The 26,102-nt window shown below is 73.5% G+C and carries 22 protein-coding genes and 1 riboswitch; of the genes, 6 read left to right on the forward strand and 16 right to left on the reverse strand.

The annotated features are described in order from the left end of the window. Positions 1-87 precede the first annotated feature (87 nt). Together FHX45_RS05490 and FHX45_RS05495 are read left to right on the forward strand one after the other, a co-directional pair. Positions 88-2,595, forward strand: a complete 2,508-nt coding sequence (locus tag FHX45_RS05490) for an ATP-dependent Clp protease ATP-binding subunit (RefSeq protein ID WP_167097231.1) — start codon at positions 88-90, stop codon at positions 2,593-2,595. A 5-nt stretch (positions 2,596-2,600) separates the two neighbouring features. After that, complete coding sequence (locus FHX45_RS05495) at positions 2,601-2,888, forward strand: DUF6480 family protein (protein WP_167097232.1); 288 nt, start codon at positions 2,601-2,603, stop codon at positions 2,886-2,888. A gap of 9 nt (positions 2,889-2,897) precedes the next feature. Here FHX45_RS05495 and FHX45_RS05500 read toward each other — a convergent pair whose 3' ends face one another. Together FHX45_RS05500 and FHX45_RS05505 are read right to left on the reverse strand one after the other, a co-directional pair. Then, complete coding sequence (locus FHX45_RS05500) at positions 2,898-3,731, reverse strand: SCO6745 family protein (RefSeq protein WP_167097234.1); 834 nt, start codon at positions 3,729-3,731, stop codon at positions 2,898-2,900. Beyond that, positions 3,728-5,143: an amidase gene (locus FHX45_RS05505; RefSeq protein WP_167097236.1), complete on the reverse strand. Its 1,416-nt coding sequence runs from the start codon at positions 5,141-5,143 to the stop codon at positions 3,728-3,730. The genes FHX45_RS05500 and FHX45_RS05505 overlap by 4 nt, the downstream gene beginning before the upstream one ends. A 93-nt stretch (positions 5,144-5,236) precedes the next feature. Here FHX45_RS05505 and FHX45_RS05510 point away from each other — a divergent pair, with 93 nt between their 5' ends. Both FHX45_RS05510 and FHX45_RS05515 read left to right on the forward strand, forming a co-directional pair. Further along, positions 5,237-5,998, forward strand: a complete 762-nt coding sequence (locus FHX45_RS05510; RefSeq protein WP_167097238.1) for an HAD family hydrolase — start codon at positions 5,237-5,239, stop codon at positions 5,996-5,998. Further along, complete coding sequence (locus tag FHX45_RS05515) at positions 5,995-8,376, forward strand: glycoside hydrolase family 65 protein (protein WP_167097240.1); 2,382 nt, start codon at positions 5,995-5,997, stop codon at positions 8,374-8,376. The genes FHX45_RS05510 and FHX45_RS05515 overlap by 4 nt, the downstream gene beginning before the upstream one ends. Before the next feature lie 51 nt (positions 8,377-8,427). Here FHX45_RS05515 and FHX45_RS05520 read toward each other — a convergent pair whose 3' ends face one another. Genes FHX45_RS05520 through FHX45_RS05530 form a run of 3 tightly spaced genes read right to left on the reverse strand, consistent with a single transcriptional unit; the run spans position 8,428 to position 9,609 of the window. Then, positions 8,428-8,622, reverse strand: coding sequence for an HVA1 family protein (locus tag FHX45_RS05520; protein WP_167097242.1), 195 nt, complete (start codon positions 8,620-8,622; stop codon positions 8,428-8,430). 6 nt (positions 8,623-8,628) lie between these two features. Next, on the reverse strand, positions 8,629-8,802 hold the full coding sequence (locus FHX45_RS05525) for a hypothetical protein (protein WP_167097244.1): 174 nt from the start codon (positions 8,800-8,802) through the stop codon (positions 8,629-8,631). Between the two features lie 30 nt (positions 8,803-8,832). Continuing rightward, positions 8,833-9,609 (reverse strand): Fpg/Nei family DNA glycosylase, encoded by a 777-nt coding sequence (locus FHX45_RS05530; RefSeq protein WP_167097246.1) that lies wholly within the window; start codon positions 9,607-9,609, stop codon positions 8,833-8,835. A gap of 85 nt (positions 9,610-9,694) precedes the next feature. Here FHX45_RS05530 and FHX45_RS05535 point away from each other — a divergent pair, with 85 nt between their 5' ends. Continuing rightward, the gene (locus tag FHX45_RS05535) at positions 9,695-10,075 is read left to right on the forward strand and encodes a nitroreductase family deazaflavin-dependent oxidoreductase (protein WP_167097248.1); all 381 of its coding nucleotides are present in this window, start codon (positions 9,695-9,697) and stop codon (positions 10,073-10,075) included. On the opposite strand, the gene FHX45_RS05540 is transcribed toward FHX45_RS05535, so the two are convergent. Genes FHX45_RS05540 through FHX45_RS05550 form a run of 3 tightly spaced genes read right to left on the reverse strand, consistent with a single transcriptional unit; the run spans position 10,068 to position 14,435 of the window. Continuing rightward, positions 10,068-11,108, reverse strand: a complete 1,041-nt coding sequence (locus tag FHX45_RS05540; protein WP_167097250.1) for an LLM class F420-dependent oxidoreductase — start codon at positions 11,106-11,108, stop codon at positions 10,068-10,070. The two genes, FHX45_RS05535 and FHX45_RS05540, sit on opposite strands and share 8 nt — an antisense overlap. Before the next feature lie 46 nt (positions 11,109-11,154). Then, positions 11,155-12,786 carry a DUF885 domain-containing protein gene (locus tag FHX45_RS05545; protein ID WP_167097252.1) on the reverse strand — a complete coding sequence of 544 codons (1,632 nt, stop codon included), beginning with the start codon at positions 12,784-12,786 and terminating at the stop codon, positions 11,155-11,157. Beyond that, a complete protein-coding gene (locus FHX45_RS05550) occupies positions 12,783-14,435 on the reverse strand; it encodes a DUF885 domain-containing protein (protein WP_167097254.1) in 1,653 nt (550 codons plus the stop codon). Before FHX45_RS05550 ends, FHX45_RS05545 begins: the two co-directional genes overlap by 4 nt. Positions 14,436-14,551: 116 nt before the next feature. On the opposite strand from FHX45_RS05550, the gene FHX45_RS05555 reads away from it, so the two are divergent. Beyond that, a complete protein-coding gene (locus FHX45_RS05555; RefSeq protein WP_167097257.1) occupies positions 14,552-15,502 on the forward strand; it encodes an AsnC family protein in 951 nt (316 codons plus the stop codon). Here the strand turns inward: FHX45_RS05555 and FHX45_RS05560 are convergent. The 8 genes from FHX45_RS05560 to ileS all read right to left on the reverse strand — a co-directional run bounded on the left by FHX45_RS05560 (position 15,499) and on the right by ileS (position 25,918). Next, positions 15,499-16,425, reverse strand: a complete 927-nt coding sequence (locus FHX45_RS05560) for an RluA family pseudouridine synthase (protein WP_341771357.1) — start codon at positions 16,423-16,425, stop codon at positions 15,499-15,501. The genes FHX45_RS05555 and FHX45_RS05560 overlap by 4 nt on opposite strands. Next, on the reverse strand, positions 16,422-16,997 hold the full coding sequence (gene lspA / locus FHX45_RS05565; protein ID WP_167097259.1) for a signal peptidase II: 576 nt from the start codon (positions 16,995-16,997) through the stop codon (positions 16,422-16,424). The genes FHX45_RS05560 and lspA overlap by 4 nt, the downstream gene beginning before the upstream one ends. Before the next feature lie 36 nt (positions 16,998-17,033). Then, a complete protein-coding gene (locus tag FHX45_RS05570; RefSeq protein ID WP_167097261.1) occupies positions 17,034-18,356 on the reverse strand; it encodes an aminotransferase class V-fold PLP-dependent enzyme in 1,323 nt (440 codons plus the stop codon). A 31-nt stretch (positions 18,357-18,387) separates the two neighbouring features. Further along, a riboswitch (SAM riboswitch) is annotated at positions 18,388-18,502 on the reverse strand. A 46-nt stretch (positions 18,503-18,548) separates the two neighbouring features. Next, entirely contained in the window at positions 18,549-20,027 is a 1,479-nt protein-coding gene (locus tag FHX45_RS05575) for a potassium/proton antiporter (protein ID WP_167097263.1), read from the reverse strand. 32 nt (positions 20,028-20,059) lie between these two features. Beyond that, positions 20,060-20,332: a DUF167 domain-containing protein gene (locus FHX45_RS05580; RefSeq protein WP_167097265.1), complete on the reverse strand. Its 273-nt coding sequence runs from the start codon at positions 20,330-20,332 to the stop codon at positions 20,060-20,062. A 55-nt stretch (positions 20,333-20,387) separates the two neighbouring features. Further along, the gene (locus FHX45_RS05585; RefSeq protein ID WP_167097267.1) at positions 20,388-21,068 is read right to left on the reverse strand and encodes a metalloregulator ArsR/SmtB family transcription factor; all 681 of its coding nucleotides are present in this window, start codon (positions 21,066-21,068) and stop codon (positions 20,388-20,390) included. 43 nt (positions 21,069-21,111) lie between these two features. Next, positions 21,112-22,707, reverse strand: coding sequence for a penicillin-binding transpeptidase domain-containing protein (locus FHX45_RS05590; protein ID WP_341771358.1), 1,596 nt, complete (start codon positions 22,705-22,707; stop codon positions 21,112-21,114). Between the two features lie 40 nt (positions 22,708-22,747). Beyond that, complete coding sequence (gene ileS, locus FHX45_RS05595) at positions 22,748-25,918, reverse strand: isoleucine--tRNA ligase (RefSeq protein WP_167097269.1); 3,171 nt, start codon at positions 25,916-25,918, stop codon at positions 22,748-22,750. Between the last annotated feature and the right edge of the window lie 184 nt (positions 25,919-26,102).

The raw sequence follows: 26,102 nt of genomic DNA on the forward strand, positions 1-26,102 counted from the left end.
GCCGACACGCTGGACGGTCCGGGCGTGCTCCGTCCGAAGTGGATGCGGCCGGGCCGTGTCCCCGACGGCACAAGGAGCGTTCCCGACATGACCGGCTTCTTCCCGGGCGGCTCCGGCAGCCCCCTCGACCAGTTCCTGGCGCAGTTCTTCGGCAACGCCGTGCCGAGCAGGCGGCCGAACGCGGTCGACATCACCCGGCTGATGTCCGACCAGGCGCGGGCACTCGTCGCCCAGGCCGCGGAGAAGGCCGCCGAGCAGGGCCGTGCCGACGTCGACACCGAACAGCTGCTGTGGGCGGCCGCGCAGCTGCCACCGACACGCGAACTGCTGGAGAGCGCGGGAGCGAAGCCTGACGAGATCGCGCGCGAGATCGACCGGCAGGGCGGCGCGGGTGAGCGCACCACGCCGGCGATGCTGGCTCCGGGCGCCAAGCGGGCCCTGCTCGACGCGCACGGCATCGCCCGCACCCTCGGCTCCACCTACATCGGGCCCCAGCACCTGCTGCTCGCGCTGGTCGCCAACCCGGAATCGGCGGCGGGACGCATCCTGGCCCAGGCCGGGGTCACGCCGGAGTCGTTCCAGGGCCCCGGCCCGGCGCGCGCCCGCCCGGACCAGCGGCCCCAGGCCCGCACCGGCACACCGACGCTGGACCAGTACGGCCGCGACCTCACCCAGGCGGCCGAGGAGGGCGACATCGACCCGGTTGTCGGGCGGGACACCGAGATCGAGCAGACCATCGAGGTGCTGTCGCGGCGCACCAAGAACAACCCGGTGCTCATCGGCGAACCCGGGGTCGGCAAGACGGCCATCGTGGAGGGCCTGGCGCAGCGCATCTGCGACGGCGACGTGCCCGACCTGCTCGCCCGCCGCCGGGTGGTCCGGCTGGACCTGACCGCGATGGTCGCGGGCACCCGCTACCGCGGCGACTTCGAGGAGCGCATGACCCACCTGCTGGACGAGATCCGCCGGCACCGCGACGAGTTGATCGTGTTCATCGACGAGCTGCACACCGTGGTCGGCGCCGGTGCGTCGGAGGGCTCGATGGGCGCGGGCAACATGCTCAAACCGGCCCTGGCGCGCGGCGAGCTGCACATCGTCGGCGCGACGACGCTCGACGAGTACCGCCAGCACATCGAGAACGATGCCGCGCTGGAGCGGCGGTTCCAGCCGATCCTGGTGCCCGAACCATCGGTCGCCGACACCGTCGCGATCCTGCACGGCCTCCGCGACCGGTACGAGGCGCACCACCAGGTCCGGTTCACCGACGAAGCGCTCGCCGCGGCCGCGGACCTGTCCGACCGCTACCTGACCGACCGGTTCCTGCCGGACAAGGCGATCGACCTGATCGACCAGGCCGGCGCGCGGGTCCACCTGCGGTCCGGCCGCCGGCCGGGCGACGTGCGCGAACTGGAGGGCCGGCTGGAGGAGCTGTCCCGGGACAAGGACCAGGCCGTGGCGGCGGAGAACTTCGAACGCGCCTCGGCGCTGCGGGACGAGATCGCCGAGCTGCGGGAGCGGCTGCGCTCGGCCGACAGCGGCGGGCGCCCGTCCGGTGTGCAGGAGGTGACGCCGGAGGACATCGCCGAGGTGATCTCGCGGCTGACCGGCGTCCCGGTGAGCCAGCTGACCGAGGACGAGCGGGACCGGCTGCTGCACCTGGAGGAGCACCTGCACGAGCGCGTCATCGGGCAGGACGAGGCGGTGGACGCCGTCGCCGAGGCCGTGCGCCGGTCCCGGGCCGGCTTCGCCCCGCCGGACCGGCCCTACGGCAGCTTCCTGTTCCTCGGCCCCACCGGGGTCGGCAAGACCGAGCTGGCGCGCGCGCTGGCCGCCGCGCTGTTCGGCGACGAGGACCGGATGATCCGGCTCGACATGTCGGAGTACGGCGAGCGGCACACGGTCAGCAGGCTGATCGGCGCTCCCCCGGGCTACGTCGGGTACGAGGAGGCCGGGCAGCTCACCGAGGCGGTGCGGCGGCGCCCGTACTCGGTGGTGCTGTTCGACGAGATCGAGAAGGCCCACCCGGAGATCTTCAACGTGCTGCTGCAGGTCCTCGACGACGGCAGGCTGACCGACGGGCGCGGCCGCACGGTGAACTTCACCAACACCGTACTGATCATGACCAGCAACATCGGATCGGAGCTGATCTCGAGCAGCACCCAGGGGGCGCTGGGGTTCGCGCCGGCACCGGAGTCCGGCGGTGCGGACCCGCTGCGGGACCGGCTGCTGCGGCGGCTGCGGGAGTCGTTCCGGCCGGAGTTCCTGAACCGGATCGACGAGATCATCGTGTTCCGCAAGCTGGAGCCCCGGCAGCTGGAGCAGATCACCGAGCTGATGCTGGACCAGACGAAACGGCGCGCGCACGCCCAGGACATCACCCTGGAGTTCACCCCGGAGGCGGTGTCCTGGCTGGCACACGCCGGGTACCAGCCCGAGTTCGGTGCCCGGCCGATGCGCCGGACGATCCAGCGCGAGGTCGACAACCCGCTGTCGCGGATGATGCTGCGGGGTGAGCTGTCACCCGGTTCACGGGTGCGGATCGGCGCTGCCGACAAGGGCTTGACGTTCGACGTGTCAGCGTCGGTGGGAAGGTGAATCCGATGAGCAGTCCCGATCCCCGGTCCGGTCGCACACCCGGCGCCGAGCGCGGCGCGCCCGGCGACGTCCCGCCCGGCCCGGACCCCGCCCGCACCCCCGGGCTCGAGCCCGGCGGCGGCGTCGCCCCCGGCGACACGCCGCCCGAGGCGGGCCAGACCTCGGGCCTGTCGCACCACCAGCAGAAACCACCGAAGGCGATACCGGTCGTGACGATCGTGATCGCGGTCGTGATCGCGTTGCTGATCGCCGCGCTGATCGTCTCCTCCGCGGTGGGCTGGATGCGCTTCTGACCCCTTGCGTCACGGGCTCGGTGCGCCCACCGGGTTGGGGTGCGGCACCGGCGCGGGCACCAGCCGGCGGGCGATCGGCCGGAGCAGGGTGTCCAGGGCGGCCAGTTCGTCCTCGGTGGCGGCCGCGTACGGCGCCGCGGCCAGCTCGTCGGTGCGCCGTTCGATGTGCTCGCGCAACCGGACGCCCTCCGGGGTCAGGCCGTCCGCCGCGATGAGCCCCCGCGCCGCGAGCCGGTCGCGGGCGGCGGCCCACTCCTCGTCCGTCCAGCCGCGGTGCGGCGCCACCACCGCACGGCTGCCGTCCGCGGCGTCCCGCAGGGCGTGCGCCTCCAGCCCGTCGATCCCCTCCGCCGCCAGGACCGCCACGTGCCCGTCCCCGCGGTGCTCCCGCAACGTCGTCGCCGCCTGCCACAGCGCGGCGACGGGCTCGTCCGGCCACGGGAGCGCGGCGTTCGCGGCCCCCAGCGGCCGGCCCGCCCAGCCTGCTGCCGCGGTGACTTTCCGCAGCACTGCGAGCGCCCCGGCGGGCACCTCCCCCACCTGCGGCCGCAACGCGGCCACCGCCCCCGCGACCCGGGCCGCCAGCGCCCGCTCCGGCGGCACCGCCTCCCAGACCGAGGGCACGGACCGGGCCAGGAACGACGGCGCGAAGTTGTAGAACACGGCGGTCACCGTGCCCAGGCTCGCCGCGCCCAGCGGCGCCGCCCTGGTCCCCACGTACCCGCGCCAGAACCCGCGCAGACCCGCGGCGGCGTGCGCCGCCTTCGCCTCCGGCGCGAAGTAGGTGACGTCGTGCACCGTTTCCAGCACCACCCACAACGCGCGCGCCCGCTGCGCCCTCATCGCGCCACCTCCGGCCGTTGCCGTGCCACTCCCGTGGCCTGCTCGAACACGTGCCCGGCCTGCAGCACGGCGAAATCCGCGCGGTGCGGGCCGACGATCTGCAGCCCTACCGGAAGTCCCCCGGGGGTGAACCCGGCCGGTACCGACAGTGCGGGCGAACCGCTCACCGTGACGAAGTAGGCCGACCGCATCCAGTCCAGGTAGGTCGCCATCGCGGTGCCCGCCACCCGCGCCGGGTATTCGAGCCCGGCATCGAACGGCGGCACCTGGCTGACCGGCAGCAGCAGGAGGTCGTGGCGGGTGAAGAACTCGCGGAACCGGTGGAACAGTTCGGTGCGCAGGACCTCGGCACGGCCCACGTCGACCGCCGACAGCCGCAGCCCCTCCTCGGTGTTCCACACGATGCTGTCCTTGAGGCGGTCGCGGGAGGCCGCCAGCAGCGGTCCGAACTTCACCGCGAACTGCCAGGCGCGCAGGATCCGGAACGCCTCGTCCGCGCCGGCGAAATCCGGGCACGCGCGCTCCACGACGCAGCCGAGGCCGTCGAACACCTTCGCCGACTCCTCGACCACGGCCGCGACCTCCGGTTCGACCGGCACCGCCCCACCGAGGTCGGGCGACCACGCGACCCGCAGCCCGCGCAGGTCCCGGTCCAGCGGGCGCGCGAACACCTCGCCCGGTTCGGCGAGCGCGATCGGCGAGCGCGGGTCCGGCCCGGCGAGCACCGACAACAGCAGGGCGGCGTCGGCCACGGTGCGGGCCATCGGGCCCGGCGTGCCCAGCCCGGTCCAGCCGAGCGGGGCCGGCCACGACGGCACCCGCCCGATCGAGGGGCGGAAACCGACCACGTTGCAGAACGACGCCGGGTTGCGCAGCGACCCGCCGAGGTCGCTGCCGTCGGCGAGCGGATGCATCCCGGTGGCCAGGGCAGCCGCCGCGCCCCCGCTGCTCCCGCCCGCGCTTCTGCCGAGGTCGTAGGGGTTTCGGGTGGTGCCGAAGACCGGGTTGAAGGTGTGCGAGCCGGCCGCGAACTCCGGCACGTTGGTCTTGCCGAGGCTGATCACCCCGGCCGCGCGCATGCGTTCGACGACGAGCTCGTCGCGGTGCGGCACGTGGTCGGCGAACAGCGGCGAACCGAACGTGGTGCGGATCGCAGCCGTCTCGTGGGTGTCCTTGTGCGCGATCGGGATGCCGTGCAGGGGTGGCAGTTCCGCGCCACGCGCGGCGCGGTCGTCGGCCGCGGCGGCCTCGGCCAGCGCCCGGTCCGCGACGAGCGTGACGACGGCGTTGACGTGCGGGTTCACGCGCTCGATCTGGTCGAGGTGCGCCCGCACGACCTCACGGGCGGACACCTCCCGGGCACCGAGCGCGGCCCGCAGCTCGCGGGCGGTGAGGAAGCACAGGTCGGTCACGGCTCGATCCTGCCAGCAACACCGGCCCGCGTGGTGCGCTTCCGCCGGCCCGGAACGCGGCGAGCGTCCGCGTTCCCCGGTACCGTGCAGGGCATGATCGGGTTGCCCGACGACATCACCGCGTGCCTGTTCGATCTGGACGGTGTCCTCACCGGCACCGCCGCCCTGCACCGCGAAGCCTGGAAGCAGACGTTCGACGAGTTCCTGCGCGAACGGGACGGCGACGCGTTCCGCCCGTTCACCGACAGCGACTACGCCGAGTACGTGGACGGCCGGCCGCGGTTGGACGGGGTGCGCTCGTTCCTCGCCTCGCGCGGGATCGAGCTGCCCGAGGGCGGCCCGGACGACCCGGTGACCGAGCACACGGTGAACGGGCTGGGCAACCGCAAGAACCACCTGGTGCTGCGGATCATCGAAGAACGCGGGCCGAACCCGTTCGAGGGCTCACGCCGCTACCTGGAGGCCGCGCGGGACGCCGGGCTCAAGATCGCCGTCGTCACGTCGTCGGCGAACGCGCAGGCGGTGCTGGACGCCGCGGGCTTCACCCCGTTCGTGCAGGCCCGCATCGACGGGCTGGTCATCACCCGGGACCGGCTGCGCGGCAAACCGGCGCCGGACTCCTTCGTGGCCGGGGCGAAGGCGCTGGGCGTGGAGCCCGCGCGGGCCGCGGTGTTCGAGGACGCGCTGGCCGGGGTCGAGGCCGGGCGGGCGGGCCACTTCGGGTTCGTGGTCGGCGTGAACCGGGCGAACCAGGCGGAGGCACTGCGGGCCCACGGTGCCGACGTGGTGGTGGACGACCTGGCGGAACTGCTGGGGGACACGGGGGTCCCGGGGGTCACGGGGGTCACGGCATGAGCCTGGTGACGCGTGGATACGAGTGCGCGCCGTGGGAACTGCGGTGGCGCGGGCTCGCGGTCGACCAGCTGCAGCGCACGGAGTCGGCGTTCGCCCTGTCCAACGGGCACATCGGCCTGCGCGGAACCCTGGAGGAGGGTGAGCCGCGCGGTCTGCCCGGCACCTACCTCAACGGGTACTACGAGGAGCACGAGCTGCCCTACGCCGAGGCCGGTTACGGCTATCCGGAGGCCGGGCAGACGGTCGTCAACGTGACCGACGGCAAGATCATCCGCCTGCTGGTCGAGGACGAGCCGTTCGACATGCGGTACGGCACCGCCACCGAGCACGAGCGCGTCCTCGACTTCCGCACCGGCACGCTGACCCGGACCACGGAATGGTCGTCGCCGACCGGGCGGCAGGTGCGGGTGCGCACGCAGCGGCTGGTGTCGTTCACGCAGCGTGCGGTCGTGGCGATCCGGTACGAGGTCGAGCCGCTGGACGGGAAGATGCAGCTGGTGCTGCAATCGGACCTGCTGGCCAACGAGCCGATCGAGACCGACACCACGGACCCGCGGGTGGCCGCGGCACTGCAATCGCCGCTGGAGTCGGAGTTCTTCCTGGCCGACGGTTACCGCGCGGTGCTGGTGCACCGGACGAAGCGGTCCGGGCTGCGGATGGCCGCGGCGATGGACCACCAGATCGAGTCGCCGGACGGGCTGCGCACCGACATCCTCGCCGAGGAGGACCTGGCGCGGCTGAGCATCGCGGTGGACGTGCCGCAGGGCAAGGTGCTGCGGATGACCAAGTTCGTCGGGTACGGGTGGTCGGCGCAACGGTCCGTCCCGGCGCTGCGCGCGCAGGTGGACGCGGCGCTCGCCGGGGCGCTGCAAACCGGCTGGGACGGGTTGCTGGCCGAGCAGCGCGCGTTCCTGGACGACTTCTGGGAGACCGCCGACATCGAGATCGACGGCGATCCCGAGCTGCAGCAGGCGACCCGGTTCGCGTTGTTCCACATCCTGCAGGCCGGGGCCCGCGGGGAGAGCCGGGCGATCCCGGGCAAGGGCCTGACCGGGCCGGGCTACGACGGGCACGCGTTCTGGGACACCGAGTCGTTCGTGCTGCCCGTGCTCACCTACAGCGTGCCGGAGGCGGCCCGGGACGCCTTGCGGTGGCGGCATTCCACGTTGCCCCAGGCGCGGGAACGCGCCCGCCAGCTCGGGTTGCGCGGCGCCGCGTTCCCGTGGCGGTCGATCAACGGCGCGGAGTGCTCGGCGTACTGGCCGGCGGGCACCGCGGCGTTCCACGTCAGCGCCGACATCGCGGACGCGGTCGCCCGCTACTACTGGGCCACCGGTGACGCGGACTTCGAGCGGCAGTGCGGCGCCGAGCTGCTGCTGGAAACGGCGCGGTTGTGGATGTCGCTGGGCCACTTCGACCGGCACGGCCGGTTCCGGATCGACGGGGTGACCGGCCCGGACGAGTACTCGGCGGTGGCGGACAACAACGTCTACACGAACCTGATGGCGCAGCGGAACCTCCGCGAGGCGGCGGCGTCCTGCGAGCGCGTGCCGGAGGTCGCGTCGCTGTTCGGGGTGGACGAAACGGAGCTGGGCGGCTGGCGCGAGGCCGCCGAGCGGATGTACGTGCCCTACAACGAAGAACTCGGGGTGCACCCGCAGTCGGACGGTTTCACCGAGCACCTGGACTGGGATTTCGCCGCGACCCCGCCGGAGAACTACCCGTTGCTGCTGCACTACCCGTACTTCGACCTGTACCGCAAGCAGGTGGTGAAGCAGGCCGATCTGGTGCTGGCACTGCACCTGCGCGGCGACGCGTTCACCCCTGAGCAGAAGCGCCGCGACTTCGCCTACTACGAGGCCCGCACGGTGCGGGACTCGTCCCTGTCCGCCGGCACCCAGGCGGTGATCGCGGCCGAGGTGGGACATCTGGACCTCGCCTACGACTACCTGGCCGAGGCGGCGCTGACCGATCTGCACGACGTGCACAACAACGTCCGCAATGGACTGCACATGGCGTCGCTGGCCGGGGCGTGGCTGGGCGTGGTCGCCGGGTTCGGCGGGATGCGCGACCACGACGGGAAACTGACCTTCGCGCCGCGGCTGCCACCGGCACTGGACCGCATCCAGTTCCGGATGTCCTTCCGCGGCAGCCGGTTCGCGGTGGAGATCCACTCCGACAGCGCCACCTACCGGCTGCTGTCGGGCAAGCCGGTGGAGATCCGGCACCACGGCGAACCGATGTCGGTCACCGAGGAGCCGGCCACCCGGCCGGTCCCGGAGATCGACCCCGGCCCCGCGCCGCACCAGCCGAGCGGCCGCGCGCCGGTGCACCGCGACCCCGGCCGGGTGCGGCGCAACCTCGCCGCGTCCGGCTGACGACCGGCTGATCAGGGGGTCTTCCCGGCCGCGGGAGTCGGCCGGGGCCGGTCAGTCCGCCGGGTGCAGTTTGTCCGGCTTGTGCACCGCCGTCCAGCCGGACTTCTCGCTCCGCACCAGGTACTGCGGGTTGTCCGCGGACGCCCGCACCTGGCGCCCGCCGGCGTGGGTGTCCTCGGTGATCTTCTCCTCGACGGTGCCGGCCGAACTCTCGTTCCCCGCGTCCGGGAACGCCCGGTTCCGCACCCACGCTCAGTCGGGCGGTTCGGGCACCCCCTCCCGGGGCTCGACCTCCTCCGAGTTCGGGGGCGTCTCGACGTCGTCGGTGGGACCGAGGTCCAGGTCGGGGTGCCGCACATCGGGGAAGTCCGGGGACAGCGGCGGCTCCGGGCTGACCTGCTTCTTCTCGTCGTCCTTGTCGGTCATGGCACCGGCTTACCCCGTTTCGGCCCGCTGTCAACCGGGTTGGCAGCGCGGGCACCACACGGTGCCGCGGCCGCCGGCCCGGCCGTGCTCCAGCGTCGCGCCGCATCGCGGGCACGATCCGGCGGGCTCGTCGCGGCGGCCGGTCAGCCAGCTCTTGCGTGGCGGCACCCGTTCCGCCTGCACCGCCGCGCGCAGCACCGTGCGCATTTCCCGGTACAGCGCGTCGGCCGCCGCCCGGTCCAGGTCGGCCGCCGGGGTGTGCGGGTTGAGCCGCGCCCGCCACAGGATCTCGTCGACCAGCAGGTTTCCCAGGCCGCCGAGGACGGACTGGTCGGTGAGCAGCGGCTTGAGCTGACGGCGGCGGCCGAGCAGTTCGGCGAACCGGTCCTGGCCCACCGCGAGCGCGTCCGGTCCGGTGTCCGCGAGCAGCCGGTCCAGTTCCGCGTCGTCGGCGGCCAGGCGCAGCCCCTGGAGCTTGCGCATGTCGCGGTAACGCAGCTCTCCGTCGTCGAACGCGAAGATCACCCGGTCGTGACGTTCCCGGTCCCCGGTCTCCCACCGCAGTGACCCGGTCATGCCGAAGTGCAGCACGACCGTCTCCGGGTGGTCCGCCAGGGGCGCGATCAGCCACTTGCCGAGCCGCCGCGGCTCGCCGAACCGGCGTCCGGTGAGCGTGTCCCGCAGGCGGCGGGCGGTCACACCGCGCAGGACGCCCGCGTCGAGCGTCGTGACGTCCGTGATGCGCTTGCCGGCCGCGTGCCGGGCGAGGACCCGGCGGAACCCTTCGACGTCCGGCAGTTCAGGCATGCCGGAGCGTTCCACCCGGCGAGCTCGCCGAAACCCGAATTCATCGTGCGTTGATTTCCGCGCACCGGCTTGGCATGCTGATCGCATGGTGCTGTCGAAGAAGGTCGCCAGGTTCAACCGCCTCGCGACCAACCGCGTGCTCGGGCCGTTGAGCATGTGGCTGCCCGGGTTCGCCATGATCGTCCACCGCGGCCGCCGGTCGGGCCGGACCTACCGGACTCCGGTGAAGATCTTCCGGGTGGCCGACAGTCTCGTCGTGGCCCTGACCTACGGGCCGGACTCCGACTGGGTCCGCAACGTCCTGGCGGCGGGCGGCTGCGAGATCGAGACGCGCAGGCGGATCATGACGGCGACCCGGCCCAGGGTCGTGCGCGACGAGCGCCGGACGGGCATGCCGCCCGGCGTCCGCCAGATCCTCGGTGCCGCCGGAGTGACCGAGTTCCTGTTCCTCGACCGGGTCAGCTGAGCAGTTCGCGCAGCTCGGCGACGATCCCGGCGCGGCGGGCCGGGTCGGGATCGAGGAAGGTGAGCTGCAGGGTGGTGACCCCGGCCTCGCGCAGGGCGGCCAGCCGCTCCCGCACGTACCCCTTCGAACCGACCAGGCAGATGGCCCGCAGCAGGTCCAGCGGGACGGCGGCGGCGGCCTCCTCCTTCTTGCCGTCGAGGTAGAGGTCCTGGATCAGCTTGGCCTCCGCCTCGTAGCCGTAGCGGCAGGCCAGCTCGTTGTAGAAGTTCTTGCCGCGGGCACCCATGCCGCCGACGTAGAGCGCCACCAGCGGGCGGACCCAGTCGAGCAGGGAATCGACGTCCTCGCCGATCGCCACCGGGACTCCGACGGCGACGTCGAGCTCGCCCAGGGACGGATCGCGCTTGGCCTTGCCCGCGGCCAGCGCCTCGCCCCACACCTCCTCGGCCCGCTCCGGGTGGAAGAAGATCGGCTGCCAGCCCTCCGCGATCTCCGCGGTCAGCGCCACGTTCTTCGGGCCGATCGCGGCGATCTGGACCGGGATCCGCTCCCGCACGGGGTGGTTGATGATCTTCAGCGGCTTGCCCAGACCGGTGCCCTGGTCCGCCGGCAGCGGGATCCGGTAGTGCTTGCCGTCGTGCACGACGCGCTCCCGCCGCCACACCTGGCGGCAGATCTCCACGATCTCGCGCGTACGGCCCAGCGGCGCGTCGTAGCGCACCCCGTGGAAGCCCTCGACGACCTGCGGCCCGGACGCCCCGATGCCGAGGATGAACCGGCCGCCGGACACGAAGTCCAGGCCCGCCGCCGTCATGGCGGTCAGCGTCGGCGTCCGCGTGTAGATCTGCAGGATGCCCGAGGCCAGCTGGACGTGCTCGGTCTTCGCCGCGAGGTAGCCGAGCTGGCTGACCGCGTCGAACGAGTAGGCCTCGGGGACGGTGACGACGTCGAGCCCGGCCTTCTCCAGCTCGACCACGTCCCGGACGCTCTCGGCGAACCCGCCGGAGTAGGAGATCTGGGTGCCGATCCGCATCGATGCCACCTTTGCTTCTAAGCGTGCGCTTACCTCGAGCGCCACACTACCGGCTGGTAATCCAGTCCGAAACCACCCGGTCCAGAACGGGCAGCGGGAGAATCCCGTGACCCAGCACCACGTCGTGGAAGTCTCGGACGTCGAACCGCTCCCCCAGCGCGCGCTCGGCGCCGGCCCGGATCCGCTGGATCTCCAGCCGCCCGACCGCGTACGACAACGCCTGCCCCGGGCAGCCGAGGTACCGGTCGACCTCCTCGTCGATCTCCACCGCGGCCATCGGCGTGTGCTCCCGCAGGTAGTCCACCGCCCGCTGCCGGGACCAGCCCAGCGCGTGCAGCCCGGTGTCCACCACCAGGCGCCCGGCGCGCATCGCGTCCTGCGTCAGCATGCCCAGCCGCGCCACGTCGCCGGAGTACAGGCCCATTTCGTCGGCCAGCCGCTCGGCGTAGAGGCCCCAGCCCTCGGTGTAGGCGTTGACCTCGGCGATCCGGCGCAGCAGCGGCAGGTCCAGCCCCTGCGCGAGGGAGATCTGGAGGTGGTGGCCGGGGATCACCTCGTGGTAGGCGACCGCCTCGCCGACGTGCCGCAGCCGTTCCGTTGCCTGGAAGGTGTTGGCGTAGTAGACGCCCGGCCGGGAGCCGTCCAGCGCCGGTTCGATGTAGTAGGCGATCGTGCCCGCGCCGGCGTCGGTCTCCGGCACCGGCCGCACCTCGCACCGCGCCGACGGGATCGTCCGGAACCACCGGGGTGCCGCGGCCTCCGCCCTGGCGATCGCCGCACGCGCGGCGGTCAGCAGTTCCTCGCCGCTGCCCCAGCGCAACGCGGGATCGGTGCGCAACCGCCGGAAGATCTCCGCCCGGTCCGTGGTGCCGAACACCCGGCGGCCGACCGCCCGGAACTCCCCGGTCAGGTCGGCGATCAGGGCGAGCCCGATGTCGTGCAGTTCCTGCGCGGTGCGCTCGGTGGTGGTGTGCGCCCGGATCAGCCCCGCGTACCGGGGTAGCCCGCCGGGCTGCCAGCACAGGCCCGGCTCGTCCGCGGGCCGGGCACGCGCCCGCAGCTCACCGGCGAGGAACTCGCGGTAGCGGACCAGAGCGGGCCGTACCTTCCCTGCCAGCAACGCGTCCCGCTCGGCGGCGAGCGCGCCGGATCCGACATCCAGGCGCAACGGCGCGACCCCGGGTGCGGCCAGCAACCGGTCGAAGTAGCCGATCGTCGCGTCCACCAGGAAACCCGGCGGCGTGAGGTCGCCGGACTGCCGCTCGATCACCTGGTCCACCAGGGCCGGCACGGCGGCGAGCCGGGCGAGGAAACCCCGGGCCCGGCGAGCGCCGGTCAGCTCGATCATCGGCAGCGTCATCAGCATCAGCTGGACCGGCGCGGTGAACGCGTCGCTGACGGCGAACTCGGGCAGCCGCGCGTCGAGGACGTCGACGGCCGCCCGGGCCTGCTGAACGACGACGTCGCGGGTCACCGCCTCCCCGGGCCCGGCCGGGGAGGCCGCCCCGGCACGTGCGGCGAGATCGAGACAGGCGGCGCGGTGCCGCGCCTGCGCCCGCGCGGTCAGATCCGGCAGCCGGTCGTGGTCCCCCGGCAGGCCGAGCACGGACGCCCGCAGCGGATCGGCCGCCAGCAACAGGCCGGTGAGCTCCTCGCCGAGTGCGTCCACCGCGCTCATGATCGCGCGATCCAGTCGTCCACCACGCCCTCCAGCACCGGCAGCGGCAGCGCGCCGCCACCGAGGACCAGGTCGTGGAAGGCGCGGATGTCGAACCGCTCCCCCAGCGCCCGCTCGGCCTTCGCCCGCACGCGCTGGATCTCCAGGCGCCCCACCATGTACGACAGCGCCTGCCCCGGATAGGCGATGTAGCGGTCCACTTCGGACTCGATCTCCACCTGGGCCATCGGGGTGTTCTCCCGCAGGTAGTCCACCGCCTGCTGCCGCGACCACCCCAGCGCGTGCAGCCCGGTGTCCACCACGAGGCGGCCGGCCCGCATCGAGTCCATGGTGAGCATGCCGAGCAGCGCGACGTCGCCGGAGTACAGGCCCATCTCGGCGGCCAGCCGCTCGGCGTAGAGGCCCCAGCCCTCGGCGAACGCGGTGAAGTCGCCGATCCGGCGCAGCAGCGGCAGATCCGTCAGCGTCAGCGCGGTGGAGAGCTGGAAGTGGTGACCGGGGATGGCTTCGTGGAAGGCCACCACCTCGGCGGCGTGCCGGAACCGCTCGGTGACCTCGTGGGTGTTGGCGAAGTAGATCCCGGGCCGGGACCCGTCGACGGCCGGTTGCAGGTAGAACGCGGGCGGCCCGCCGGGCGCCTCGGCCGGCGGCACCGGCTCCACCACCCACGGGTGCGGCGGGATGCGGCCGAACCAGCGCGGTGCGGCCTCCTCGGCCCGGGTGATCGCCGCCCGGGCGGTGTCGAGCAGTTCCCCGGCGCTGCCCCACCGCAGCTGCGGATCGGTCCGCAACCGGTGGAAGATCTCCGCCAGATCGGTGGTGCCGAACACGCGCGAGCCGATCTCGCGGTACTCGCCCGCCAGGTCGGCGATGAGGCGCAGACCGGTTTCGTGCAGCTCGTCCGGTGTGCGGCCGGTCGTGGTGTGCGCGCGGGCGAGGGCGGCGTAGATCGCCTCACCGTCGGGCAGCCAGCACACGCCGGGCTTCTCCGGCGGGCGCCCGTGCGGCGCGATGCCGGTGAGCGCGTCCCGGTAGGCGGCGAACGCGGGCCGCACCACCTCGGCGAGCAGGCGCTCCCGCTCGCGGGCGAAGTCCTCGCTCGGCGCGGGCTGGCGCAGCAGCGGGTCGGAGCCGGGCTCGGCCAGGTAGCGGTCCAGGTGCGCGATCGCGGCGCGGACCAGGTGCTCGACCGGCACCCGTCCGGCGGCCACGCCGGCGCGGTGGCGGCCGGCAGCCTGGTCCAGGTAACGCGGGACGTCCGCCAGCCGGGCGAGGTGCCGGCGGCCGTGCTCGTCGTCGGGCACGCCGATCATCGGCAGGATCGTCAGCAGGCCGACCGCGGGGGCGACGAAGATGTCGCTGATGGTGAACTCGACCGCGCGCGTGTCCAGCCGGTCCAGGTGACCGCGCGCCTGCGTCAGCAGCACGTCCCGGGTCACCCGGTCCTCGGCGCTCAGCCCGGCCGGGTCGATCGCCCCGGCGCGCCGCACGAAGTCCGCGAGCCGGTCGCGGTGGGCGGCCTCGGCCTCCTCGCCGAGGTCGCCGATCCCGTCCCGGGCGGACTCCAGCCCGAGTGCCGCCGGCCACAGCGGTTCGGCGTCGAACAGGGCTTCCACGAACTCGTCGGCGAGCTTCACGACCTCGGTCATCCATCCATCCCTGTGTCGTCGGGTGCGGGTTCCGCCAGCCTAGAACCGCTGGAACCACGGTGCCCCGCGACGGGGTGAGCACGCGCCGCGACGGTCAGCAGGTAGCGTCTGCTGCCGTGGCCGTGACCGATCCCGCCGATGCCCGCCTGCTCGCCGCGCTGGCCGAGCTGGGCAAGGTGGCCGTGCACGAACTCGCCGCCCGGATCGGGATGGACCCGCGGGAGGCCGCCTACCGGCTGGTGGCGCTGTCCGGCAGCGGGCTGCCCCTGCTGGTCGGGGTGGAGAGCGACCCGCAGGGCCTGCGGGCCGCACTCGCCGGGGCGTTCCCGCCGCCACGCCATCCCGTTCCGGGGATGCCGCCCGGGCCGTACCCGGTGCCCTCCGGCGCCGTCCCCGCCGCCGGCTACCCGGCACCGGCTCCTCCCGCGCCGCCCCAGGCCCACCCGCCGGGTGGGCCCACCGGTTTCGGCGGGCCGCCTGCCGGCGTGCCGGGTCCGCACGGGGTGCCGTCCGGGCCGTACCCGGCACCCGGCGCGGACCAGCGGCCCGCTCCGCCGCCGCTGGACCCGGTGATCAGCACGTGGGGCCCGCCGCAGACGGCGTCGTGGGCCCGCGGCGACGCGCCACCCGCTCCGGCGCCGGGGCCGCGCTCCGGCCGGGTCGGCGACAGGCTGGCCGGGCAGGGACTCGACGGTGAGCAGCTCACCGTCCAGCTGTTCGAGGTGCAGGACCCGGCGGACTACCTGTTCGGCGCGGCCGGCTACCGGCTCCAGCCGGGTGAGCGGGCCGTCGTGGTGCACACCGAGGTCACCAACACCGGCCCGGTCCCGTTCCGGTCCCTGCCGGACAACTACCTGGAGCTGCTGACCGCCACCGGCGCGGCGATCGCCAAGGCGCCGGTGTCGCTGACCTCCCGGCCGCCGCACCGGATCGGCGTCCAGCCGGGCGAGACCGCGGGCGGGCACACCGTGTACGTGGTGCCGGAGTCCACCCGGGTGGTGGCGGTGCGCTGGAGCCCCCGCCCGGAGCCCGACGCACGCTCCCTGACCTGGTCGCTAGAGGACTAGCTCTCCGCGCGCAACACGTCCAGCGCGTGGGTCAGGTCCGCCGGGTACGGGGCTTCGAACCGCACCCAGCGTCCGTCCGCGGGGTGCGCGAATCCCAGCGTGCGTGCGTGCAGCCACTGCCGGGTCAGGCCGAGTTTGCGGGCGAGCACCGGATCCGCCCCGTAGGTCAGGTCCCCGGCGCACGGGTGGCGAAGCGCGGAGAAGTGCACGCGGATCTGGTGGGTGCGGCCGGTCTCCAGCTTGACGTCCAGCAGGGACGCCGCACGGAACGCTTCGATCACCTCGTAGTGCGTGACCGACGGGCGGCCGCCCGCGACGACGGCGAACTTGTAGTCGTGCCGCGGGTGCCGGTCGATCGGCGCGTCGATGGTGCCGCGGGTCGGGTCGGGGTGGCCCTGTACGACGGCGTGGTAGCCCTTGTCGACGGTGCGCTCCTTGAACGCCCGCTTCAGCACGGTGTAGGCGTGCTCGCTCTTCGCCACCACCATCACCCCCGTGGTGCCCGCGTCGAGCCGGTGCACGACACCCTGCCGCTCGGCGGCACCCGAGGTCGAGATCCGCAGTCCGGCCGCCGCGAGCCCGCCGACGACGGTGGGCCCGGTCCAGCCCGGGCTGGGGTGCACCGCGACCCCGACCGGTTTCGACACCACCACGATGTCGTCGTCGTCGTGCAGGATGCGCAGGCCGTCGACCGGTTCGGCGACCAGCTCGACCGGGTTGTCCGGCTCGGGCAGGGTCACCTCGAGCAGCACACCGGCGGAAAGGCGGTCGGACTTGCCGGCCGGACGGCCGTCGAGCAGGACGTCACCGGACTCGGCGAGGTCGGCGACCACGGTGCGGGACAACCCGAGCAGCTTCGCCAGCCCGGCGTCCACGCGCATGCCGTCGAGCCCGTCCGGGACGGGCAGCATCCGTGCGCTCACCGCTTCGCCCTGCCCTTCACGGTGCCGTCGTACTCGCGGCCCAGCAGCGACAGCAGCACGATCAGCGCGCCGCCGACGCAGATCGCGGAGTCGGCCACGTTGAAGACCGGCCACACGTCGCCGTTGGGCGCGAACAGCGACACGAAGTCGACCACGTGCCCGCGCAGCACCCCCGGTGCCCGGAAGATCCGGTCCGCCAGGTTCCCGACCGCGCCGGCCAGGACGAGCCCGAGACCGATCGCCCAGCCGACCGACCGCAACCGCTTGGCGAACCAGATCAACGCCACGACCACCCCGAACGCGACGACCGCGAACACCCAGGTCATCCCGGTGACGCCGAGGCCGAACGCGGCGAACGGGTTGCGGATCAGCTGCAGGTAGACGAGCCCGCCGAGGATCCGCACCGGTTCGTGCCCCGCCAGGGTGGCCACGACGATCGACTTGGTGACGACGTCCAGGGCGAACACGGCGACCGCGATCACGGCCAGCAGCAGGGCACGCCGCTTGGGCCGCGGGGTCACCTGCTGCTCGTCCGGCACGGTGTCCGGGGAGGGCTGGGGGTCACTGCTCACCCCGTCATTGTCCACGTCAGGCGGGACCGCTCCGGTTCAGGCCAGGAAATCCGGCAGCGGCCGCGGGTCGGGGCTGGGCGCCCACCGGCCGTCGGTCACCGCGTAGGTCCAGCGGGCACCGCGGGCGACGATCTGCCGCAGCGCGGTCAGCAGCCGGTCCACGTGCTCGGCGGTGGTGCCCAGGCCGAGGCTCACCCGCAGTGCCTGCTGTCCCGCGCCCCCGGTGCGTGCCACCAGCCGCCGGGTCGCGACGTGGGCGCAGAACGCGCCGTCGCGCACACCGATGCCGTACTCGGCCGACAGGACCGCCGCCACCCAGCCGGGGTCGAACCCGTCGAGCACGAAAGCGACGGTGCCGACCCGCTCGGCGGCGCCGTCGAACAGGCGCAGCTCCGCCAGCCCGGGCACGGCCGCGAGGCCGCGGGTGAGCCGCTCCAGCAGCTGCTGCTCGTGCGCGGTCACCGCGTCCCAGGAGGCCGCCAGCTGCTCGCACGCCACGCCCAGCGCGTACACCCCGACGGTGTTGGGCGAGCCGGCCTCGTGCCGCTCGGTACCGGTCTGCCAGGCGACGCCGAGGCGGTCGCCGTCGCGGCGCACCGCTTTCGTCGCCCCACCGCCGGCCAGGTACGGATCCGCGGCGCGCAGCCAGTCCGCGCGGCCGACGAGCGCACCGGCACCGTAGGGCGCGTACAGCTTGTGACCGGAGAGCGCGACGTAGTCCACGTCGAGTTCCCGCAGCGAGATCGGCCGGTGCGGGGCGAGCTGGGCGCCGTCCAGCGCGATGCGCGCGCCGTGGCGGCGGGCCACCGCCGCGATCTCGGCCACCGGCAGCAGTTCGCCGGTCACGTTCGACGCGCCGGTCACGACCACCAGCCGCGGCCCCTCCGGGCACGCCGCGAGTGCACTGTCCACTGCGGACACGGCGGCGAGCCGGGTGTTCGGCAGCGCGATCCGCCGCACGTGGGGCCCGCGCCACGGCAGCAGCGCCGCGTGGTGCTCGGTGTCGAACACCACCACCGACGTGTGCCGCGGCAGGCTGCGGGCCAGCAGGTTCAGCGCATCGGTGGTGTTGCGGGTGAACACGACCGCGTCGCCGGTGCGGGCACCGGTGAACCGGCGCAGCACCTCGCGGGTGCGCTCGTAGACCTTTGTGGACACCTGCGAGGCGAACCCGGCGCCGCGGTGCACGCTGGCGTAGTGGGGCAGGAACTCGTCCACCGCGCGCCGCACCGGCTCCAGGCAGGGAGCGCTGGCGGCGTGGTCGAGGTTGGCGTAGCCGAGCTGACCACCGGTGACCAGGGGGACGGCGGCGGCAGCGGTGACGGCCGGGGTGGTGACGCGATCGAGAGCGAGAGTCATCGAGGCTCCTCGGGTCCGGGGACCCGCAGGGGGTCCGCGCTTGCCCGCCGCACTGCGCGACGAGCCAGGTCCTCACCCGGGGCACCCCACCGCGGAAGGAGGGTTGCCGGCCAGCGAGCCGGGGCTTGGCGCTGGCACTCATGACCTACCGCGACACCGTAGCGGATCCGGTCCGCACCGCGCCAGCGGGTCTCACTTCCCGGACTCGCCCATCCAGCGGGCCAGCGGCCCGGCCCGGTCCACCGCGCGGATCCGGCGCTCGGCCGCCTCCCGCGCGGATTCGGTGCTCACGATCAGGATCTGGTCGCCGCGCTGCAGCCGGTCGGTGCGCCCGGGCGGGAAGCTGCGGCCGTCGCGGACGATCAGGCTCAGCGAGGCCCCGGCCGGCAGCCGCAGCTCCGACAGGTACACCCCGTGCAGCCGGGAGCCGGGCGCGATCTTGACCTGGAGCAGTTCGGCCTGCAGCTCGTCCAGCGGCGCCGCGTCGACCTCGATCTCCTTCGGCTCGGCCGCGGCGGACAGCCGGAGCAGCCGCGCGAGCGGGCCGAGCGAGAGGCCCTGCACCAGGGTGAGCACGATGACCAGCACGAACACCGCGTCGACGAGCCGTTGCGCGCCGGGCACCTGCCGGGCGAGCGGGATCATCGCCAGCACGATCGGCACGGCCCCGCGCAGCCCGGCCCAGGCCACGAAGACCTGTTCGCGCAACGGCACCTGGAACGGCAGCTGCGCGATGAGCACCGACACCGGGCGGGCGACCACCAGGACGACGCCGGCGGCGATCAGGCCGGGCACGATCGACTCCAGCAGCCGTTCCGGTGAGGCGAACAGGCCCAGCAGCACGAACAACCCGATCTGGGCGAGCCAGCCGAGCCCCTCGGCGAAGGACAGGGTGTCCGAGCGATGCGGCAGCCGCGAGTTGCCCAGCACGACCGCGGTGACGTAGGTGGCGAGCAGACCGGAGGCGTGCAGCAGCTGACCGGACGAGTAGGCCACCACGCACACCGCGACCGTCGCAAGTGGATACAGGCCGGTGGCCGGCAGCGCGGCCCGGCGCAGCGCCCATCCCCCGGCGAACCCGAGCAGCAGCCCGAGCACGACACCCGCGGCGAGCTCGTACACCACCAGCAGCGGCAGCGACCAGTCGAAGCGGGTGCCCTCGGCCAGCACGACCACCGCCATGTACGCGGGCGCGTCGTTGATGCCGGACTCCAGTTCCAGTGCGCCGGCGAGGCGTCTGGGCACGCCGACACCGCGCAGCACGGAGAACACCGCCGCCGAGTCGGTGGAGGAGAGGACCGCACCCCACAGCAACGCCGTCCGCCAGTCCAGTCCGAGCAGCCAGTGCAGGGCCGGACCGGTGATGGCGATGCTCAGCCCGACCGCCACTGTGGACAGTGCGACGCCCTGGGCGAGGGCGGGCCGCACCGCCGTCCACCGGGTGGTGAGGCCGCCCTCGGCGAGGATCATGACCAGGGCGGCCAGGCCCAGAGCCTGGGTCAGGAACGGGTCGGCGAAGCGGATGCCGAACCCGGATTCGCCGAGCAGTACGCCGATCGCGAGGTACAGCAACAGCGACGGCAGGCCCAGCCGGGTGGAGAGGCGGACCGCGAGCACCGCGGCGAGCAGGACGGCGGCGCCCAGCCCCAGCACGACCGGCAGCTCGCCCACCCGCACCTCCCCTGCCCGGTTTCGTCAGGCATTCAGAATAGGGAAGCGAGACGCTCGGCCGCGCCGGGCGGGTCGGAAGTGAGCTCGATCAGCTTGTCCCGGCCGCGTTCCCCTTGCACGACAACGAGATCGCGGGCGCGCACGCCGAGTGCCGCGGCGAGCACCTTGCGCACCGCCTCGTTCGCCCTGCCCTCGACGGCGGGTGCGCGCACGGCGACGACGAGTGCCCGGCCGCGCGAACCCTCCCAGGTGCCGCCCACGCGATCCCGCCGGGATCCCGGCTTCACCCGGATGGCGAACCTCATCGGGACGAGCCGGGCAGGACGGAGGTGCGGCGCGGAGCGGCGGACCGGTTCCGCATCACGCGGCGCCCGGCAGCCGCACGCCCAGCCGCGCCAGCGGCTCCGCGGCCGCGGCGGTCACGTGCACCGCCCGGTCCGGCCGCCGCTCGAACCAGCCCGCCCCGACACCGTGCGCGAACAACGCCGCCGCCAGCGCCCCGCCCAGGTGGTCGCGCCGCTGCGTCCAGTCCAGGCATCCGCGGAGCAGCGGGCGGCGGCCCCCGGCTGGTACCCCGACGCCCAGCTGGTCCAGCACGGCCCGGCCGTGCGGCGTCAGCGCCAGACCCGATCCGGCCGAGATCAGCCCGGTCCGCAGCATCCCGTCGTGCAGGGCGACCCCGACGGTGCCGGCGAGGTGGTCGTAGCAGGTGCGGGCGAACGCCAGCCGGCGCACGCGCAGTCCGTCCCGCAGGCCCGTGGGCGCCCGGTGCTGCGCGTGCTGCGCCAGGTGCTCGATCAGGTCGGCCACCCGCGGGTCGCCGATCCGCACGTACCGGTGCCGCCCCTGCCGCACGCCCACGACGAACCCGGCCGTCACCAGGCGCGCGACGTGCTCACTCGCCGTGGACGGGGCCACCCCGGCCGAACGGGCCAGCTCACCGACCGTCCACGCACGCCCGTCGAGCAGCGCCAGGCACATCGCCGCCCGGCTCGGATCGGCGAGCACCGCGGCCACCTCGGCCAGCGCGATCGTCTCCACCCGCCCACGGTAACGGCCGCACCCGTCGGCGGCCGCCGACACGTCAGCCCAGGCCGCCCAGGAACACCGACGAGACGTCCACCGCCGGCTTCGACGAGTCCGCACCCACCAGCAGCACCGCGAACGCCACGTCGTCCCGGTAGCCGGCGAACCACCCGTTGGCCCGGCTGCCGTCGCCGAACTGGGCCGTCCCCGTCTTGCCGTACACGGCACCGGCGCCCCGCAGGCCGGTCGCGGTGCCGCCGGTGACCACCTCGCGCATCATCGTGCGCAGCGCGGCGATCACCGGCGCCGCCGGCGGCTGGTAACCGGTGTTCACCTGGGTCGCCAGCTCCTGCCACAGCCGCGGTGTCACCGCACCGCCCCGCGCGACGGTCGCCGCCATCAGCGCCAGGCCGAACGGGCTGGCCTGCACGGTGCCCTGCCCGATGGCCGACTCGACCTGCTCGGCGCCGTTCGTGCTCGCGACCACCTTGCCGGTCTCGGTGGTGATCCCGGGAACCGCGAAGTCGGCGTTGAGGCCGAACCGGCTCGCCGCGGCGGCCAGCGCGTCCGCCGGCAACGCGGACGCCAGCTGCGCGAACGTCGTGTTGCACGAGTGCGCGAACGCCGAGTGCAACGGCAGCGGCGGGTAGGCGAACTGGTCGTCGTTGGGAATCGTGCGCTGGCCGATGCGCGCGGTCGCCGGGCAGCCGGCCACGGTGTCCGCGGTCGCCGTGCCGGACTCCAGCAGCGCGGCCGCCGTCACGATCTTGAAGGTCGACCCCGGCGCGTACAGGCCGTTCAGCGCGTTCGGGCCGGTCCCGGCCGCCGCGTTCTGCGCCACCGCGAGCAGGTCCCCGGTGGAGGGCTGGATCGCCACCAGCATCGCGGGTGCGCCGGCCGAGTCGACCGCCCGCTGGGCCGCGGCCTGGGTGGGCAGGCTCAGCGTCGTGGTCAGCGGCGGCGCCTCGACCTCACCCTGGCCGAACAGGGTCTCCGGCGCCGCGCCGTCGGGGTCGGTGCTGACCACCGACCAGCCGCCCGGCAACCGCTCGGTGGCGGTGCGCTGCAGCGCCGGCGTCAGCAGTCCGGCGACCTGCGGTGCCACCGGCTGCGGCCCACCGGCCTGCCAGGTCAGCACCGGCCGGCCGTTGCGGTCGGCCACCGCGGTGCGCCCGGCCGGGGTGCGCACCGCGAGCACCCGGCCGGCCCGCAGCTTCGGGTGCACCACGGCCGGGCTCCAGTGCACCAGCCAGTGCCCGTCCACGGAGACGAGGTCGAGGGTGTTGTCGTAGGACCACACCCGCCCGGCCGCGATGGTCCAGGCGACCTGGAACGACGCGGTGGCGCGCGCGGCACCGGGGGTGAGCTGGCGCAGCCGCGCCGACACCGACTCCGGGGCCAGGCCGCGGCGGGCGTCGCCCAGGGTCAACGCCGCCGCCCGCGGGTCGTCGGTCAGCGCCGCCGCCGCGTTCGCGTTCCCCTGCCCGAACGCGGCCAGGAACCGGGTGGCGACCGCGCCCGGGTCGTCGGCCGCGGACCCGTCCGCGGCCGGCCGCTCGGGCGACGAGCCACCCCACACGACGACCACGGCCGCCACGACGATCGCGACGACCGCGGCCGCACCACCCGCGAGCACCCACCTGCGCCAGGTCACCGGCGTAACCCCCTGTTGGTGTTTACCCTCCAGTCGGAGGTCAGGGGGCCTTCGTTACCGCCACGGTGATCTTGTCCCCGTCGCCGACCGAGCCCGCGAAACCGCCGTCCGCGTGCCCGAACGCCACCGTGTTCGCCAGCGTCTCGCGCGCGACGAACTCCTGGTGCAGGGTCGCCGCCGCGACCACCTCCTCCGATGCGTCCACGGTCAGTACGATGCGGTCGGCCACGTCGAGCCCGGCCTCGCGGCGGGCCTGCTGCACGACACGCACCACGTCGCGGGCCACGCCCTCGGCGGCCAGCTCCGGGGTCACCGCGGTGTCCAGCTGGACCAGACCGGAACCGCCGGGCAGTTCCGCCGTGGCGCCCCCGTCCTTGGCCACCAGGCGACGCTCGTACTCGCCCTCGGCCAGCTCGATCCCGGCCGCCACCACGGCCCCGCCCGGCGAGGTCGTCCAGTCGCCCGCCTTGACGGCCTTGATCACCCGCTGCACGTCCTTGCCCAGCCGCGGGCCCGCGGCGCGGGCGTTGACGGCGACCTCGAACCGGCCGTGCTCGGCGACGTCGGTGCTCAGCTCGACCGACTTGACGTTGACCTCGTCGGCGATGATGTCGGTGAAGCCGGCCAGCCGGTCCGCGTCCCCGGCCGCGATCAGCATCTTCGCCAGCGGCAGCCGCACGCGCAGCTTGTTCGCCTTGCGCAGCGACAGCGCCGCGGAGCACACCTGGCGCACCCGGTCCATCGCGGTCACCAGCGCCGCGTCGGCCGGCAGCTCGTCGACCAGCGGCCAGTCCTGCAGGTGCACCGAACGGCCGCCGGTCAGCCCGCGCCACACCACCTCGGTGGTCAGCGGCAGCAGCGGCGCCATCGTCCGCGACACCACCTCCAGCACGGTGTGCAGCGTGTCGATCGCGTCCTTGTCGCCCGCCCAGAAACGCTCGCGCGAGCGGCGCACGTACCAGTTCGTCAGCACCTCGAGGAAGTCGCGCGCCGACGCGCACGCCCCGGCGATGTCGCAATTGTCCAAAGCGGACCCGACGTCGGTGACCAGCTCACCGGTCTTGGCCAGGATGTAGCGGTCCAGCAGGTGCCGGGAATCGGTGCGCCACTGGCCTTCCACGCCCTCGGCGTTGGCGTAGAGGGCGAGGAAGTAGTAGGAGTTCCACAACGGCAGCACGGCCTGCCGCACCGCGTCCCGGATGCCCTTCTCGGTGACGACCAGGTTGCCGCCGCGCAGGATGGGGCTCGCCATCAGGTACCAGCGCATCGCGTCCGAGCCGTCCCGGGCGAACACCTCGTTGACGTCCGGGTAGTTGCGCAGCGACTTCGACATCTTCTGCCCGTCGGAGCCGAGCACGATGCCGTGCGAGATGCAGGCGTGGAACGCGGGCCGGTCGAACAACGCCGTCGCGAGCACGTGCAGCGTGTAGAACCAGCCGCGGGTCTGCCCGATGTACTCGACGATGAAGTCGCCCGGGTAGTGGTGCTCGAACCACTCCGCGTTCTCGAACGGGTAGTGCACCTGGCCGTAGGGCATCGAACCGGAGTCGAACCACACGTCCAGCACCTCGGGCACCCGGCGCATCGTGGACCGCCCGGTGGGGTCGTCCGGGTTGGGCCGGGTCAGCTGGTCGATGTGCGGGCGGTGCAGGTCCGTGGGCCGCACGCCGAAGTCGCGCTCCAGCTCGTCCAGCGAGCCGTACACGTCGACGCGCGGGTACGCCGGGTCGTCCGACATCCACACCGGGATGGGCGTGCCCCAGTAGCGGTTGCGCGAGATCGACCAGTCACGCGCGTTCTCCAGCCACTTGCCGAACTGGCCGTCCTTCACGTGCTCCGGGTACCAGGTGATCTGCTGGTTCAGCTCGACCATGCGGTCCTTGAACGCCGTCACCTTGACGAACCACGACGACACCGCGCGGTAGATCAGCGGGTTGCGGCAGCGCCAGCAGTGCGGGTAGGAGTGCTCGTAGGTCTCGTGCCGCAGCAGGACCGCACCCTGCCGACCGGCGGACCCGGTGCCGTTCTTGAGGTCCCGGATGATGTTCGGGTTGGCCTCGAACACCTGCTGGCCCTGGTAGTCCGGCACGGTCGCGTCGAAGCGTCCGCGCGGGTCGACCGGCGTGACCGGGGTGATGCCGACCGCGTCACAGGCGGCCTTGTCGTCCTCACCGTAGGCGGGGGACATGTGCACCAGGCCGGTGCCGCCGTCGGTGGTGACGAAGTCGGCGAGCAGCACCTGGTGGGAGTTCTCGGCGCCCACGAAGTACGGGAACGGCGGCGCGTAACGCAGCCCGGCCAGCTCCGCACCCCGGTAGCGGGCCACCACCGCCGGCTCCTCGCCCAGTTCCTTGGCGTAGGCCGCCAGGCGCGCCTCGGCGAGCAGGAACCGGCGGCCGTCGTGTTCCACCACCACGTACTCGACCTCGGGGTGCACCGCGACCGCCTGGTTGGACGGCAGGGTCCACGGGGTAGTGGTCCAGATCAGCAGATGGGCGCCGTCGAGATCGCTGCCGTTGCCCTCGACCCGGAACCCGACGGTCACCGCCGGGTCCTGGCGGCTGGCGTAGACGTCCTCGTCCATCCGCAGCTCGTGGTTGGACAGCGGGGTCTGGTCGCGCCAGCAGTAGGGCAGCACGCGGTAGCCCTCGTAGACCAGGCCCTTGTCCCACAGCTGCTTGAACGCCCAGATCACCGATTCCATGAAGGTGATGTCGAGCGTCTTGTAGTCGTGGTCGAAGTCGACCCAGCGCGCCTGGCGCGTGACGTACTCGCGCCACTCGCCGGTGTACCGGAGCACGGACTCGCGGCACGCCTCGTTGAAGGCCGCGATACCCATCTCGTCGATCTGCGACTTGTCGGTGATCCCGAGCTGACGCTCGGCCTCCAGCTCGGCCGGCAGGCCGTGGGTGTCCCAGCCGAACCGGCGCTCGACGCGGCGGCCGCGCATCGTCTGGTACCGCGGCACGATGTCCTTGACGTACCCGGTGAGCAGGTGACCGTAGTGCGGCAGGCCGTTGGCGAACGGCGGGCCGTCGTAGAACACGTACTCGTTGCTGCCGTTCGTCCCCGGTTCGCGCGCGTCGATGGTGGCCTGGAAGGTCCGGTCGGACTCCCAGTAGGCCAGCACGCTGGTCTCCAGCGCCGGGAAGGACGGCTGGGACGGGACCTGGCCGGCCGGTGCGTCGCCGAGCTGAACCTTCGGGTACATCGCTTGCGCTCCTCGCGTCTTCGTCGCTCTCGTGACGGATCCGGTCCGGACCCAGCACGGGGACGAAAAGGCGCCGGCTGAGCGCGCTTCCGCGGTACCACCCCGCTTGCCCGCCCGGGAGGGGCGGGCCACTTCGTTGACGGCTGTGACGGGCCGTACCCGTCCGGTTCTACTGAGGACCGCG

The organism is Amycolatopsis granulosa (assembly GCF_011758745.1).
In the GTDB taxonomy this organism is placed as follows: domain Bacteria; phylum Actinomycetota; class Actinomycetes; order Mycobacteriales; family Pseudonocardiaceae; genus Amycolatopsis_E; species Amycolatopsis_E granulosa.

Excerpts from the sequence above, each read along its gene's own strand:
- FHX45_RS05490 (WP_167097231.1), top strand. The coding sequence starts at position 88 with ATGACCGGCTTCTTCCCGGGCGGCTCCGGCAGCCCCCTCGACCAGTTC.
- FHX45_RS05495 (WP_167097232.1), top strand. The coding sequence starts at position 2,601 with ATGAGCAGTCCCGATCCCCGGTCCGGTCGCACACCCGGCGCCGAGCGC.
- FHX45_RS05500 (WP_167097234.1), bottom strand. The coding sequence starts at position 3,731 with ATGAGGGCGCAGCGGGCGCGCGCGTTGTGGGTGGTGCTGGAAACGGTG.
- FHX45_RS05510 (WP_167097238.1), top strand. The coding sequence starts at position 5,237 with ATGATCGGGTTGCCCGACGACATCACCGCGTGCCTGTTCGATCTGGAC.
- FHX45_RS05515 (WP_167097240.1), top strand. The coding sequence starts at position 5,995 with ATGAGCCTGGTGACGCGTGGATACGAGTGCGCGCCGTGGGAACTGCGG.
- FHX45_RS05525 (WP_167097244.1), bottom strand. The coding sequence starts at position 8,802 with ATGACCGACAAGGACGACGAGAAGAAGCAGGTCAGCCCGGAGCCGCCG.
- FHX45_RS05530 (WP_167097246.1), bottom strand. The coding sequence starts at position 9,609 with ATGCCTGAACTGCCGGACGTCGAAGGGTTCCGCCGGGTCCTCGCCCGG.
- FHX45_RS05535 (WP_167097248.1), top strand. The coding sequence starts at position 9,695 with ATGGTGCTGTCGAAGAAGGTCGCCAGGTTCAACCGCCTCGCGACCAAC.
- FHX45_RS05540 (WP_167097250.1), bottom strand. The coding sequence starts at position 11,108 with ATGCGGATCGGCACCCAGATCTCCTACTCCGGCGGGTTCGCCGAGAGC.
- FHX45_RS05545 (WP_167097252.1), bottom strand. The coding sequence starts at position 12,786 with ATGAGCGCGGTGGACGCACTCGGCGAGGAGCTCACCGGCCTGTTGCTG.
- FHX45_RS05550 (WP_167097254.1), bottom strand. The coding sequence starts at position 14,435 with ATGACCGAGGTCGTGAAGCTCGCCGACGAGTTCGTGGAAGCCCTGTTC.
- FHX45_RS05570 (WP_167097261.1), bottom strand. The coding sequence starts at position 18,356 with ATGACTCTCGCTCTCGATCGCGTCACCACCCCGGCCGTCACCGCTGCC.
- FHX45_RS05580 (WP_167097265.1), bottom strand. The coding sequence starts at position 20,332 with ATGAGGTTCGCCATCCGGGTGAAGCCGGGATCCCGGCGGGATCGCGTG.
- ileS (WP_167097269.1), bottom strand. The coding sequence starts at position 25,918 with ATGTACCCGAAGGTTCAGCTCGGCGACGCACCGGCCGGCCAGGTCCCG.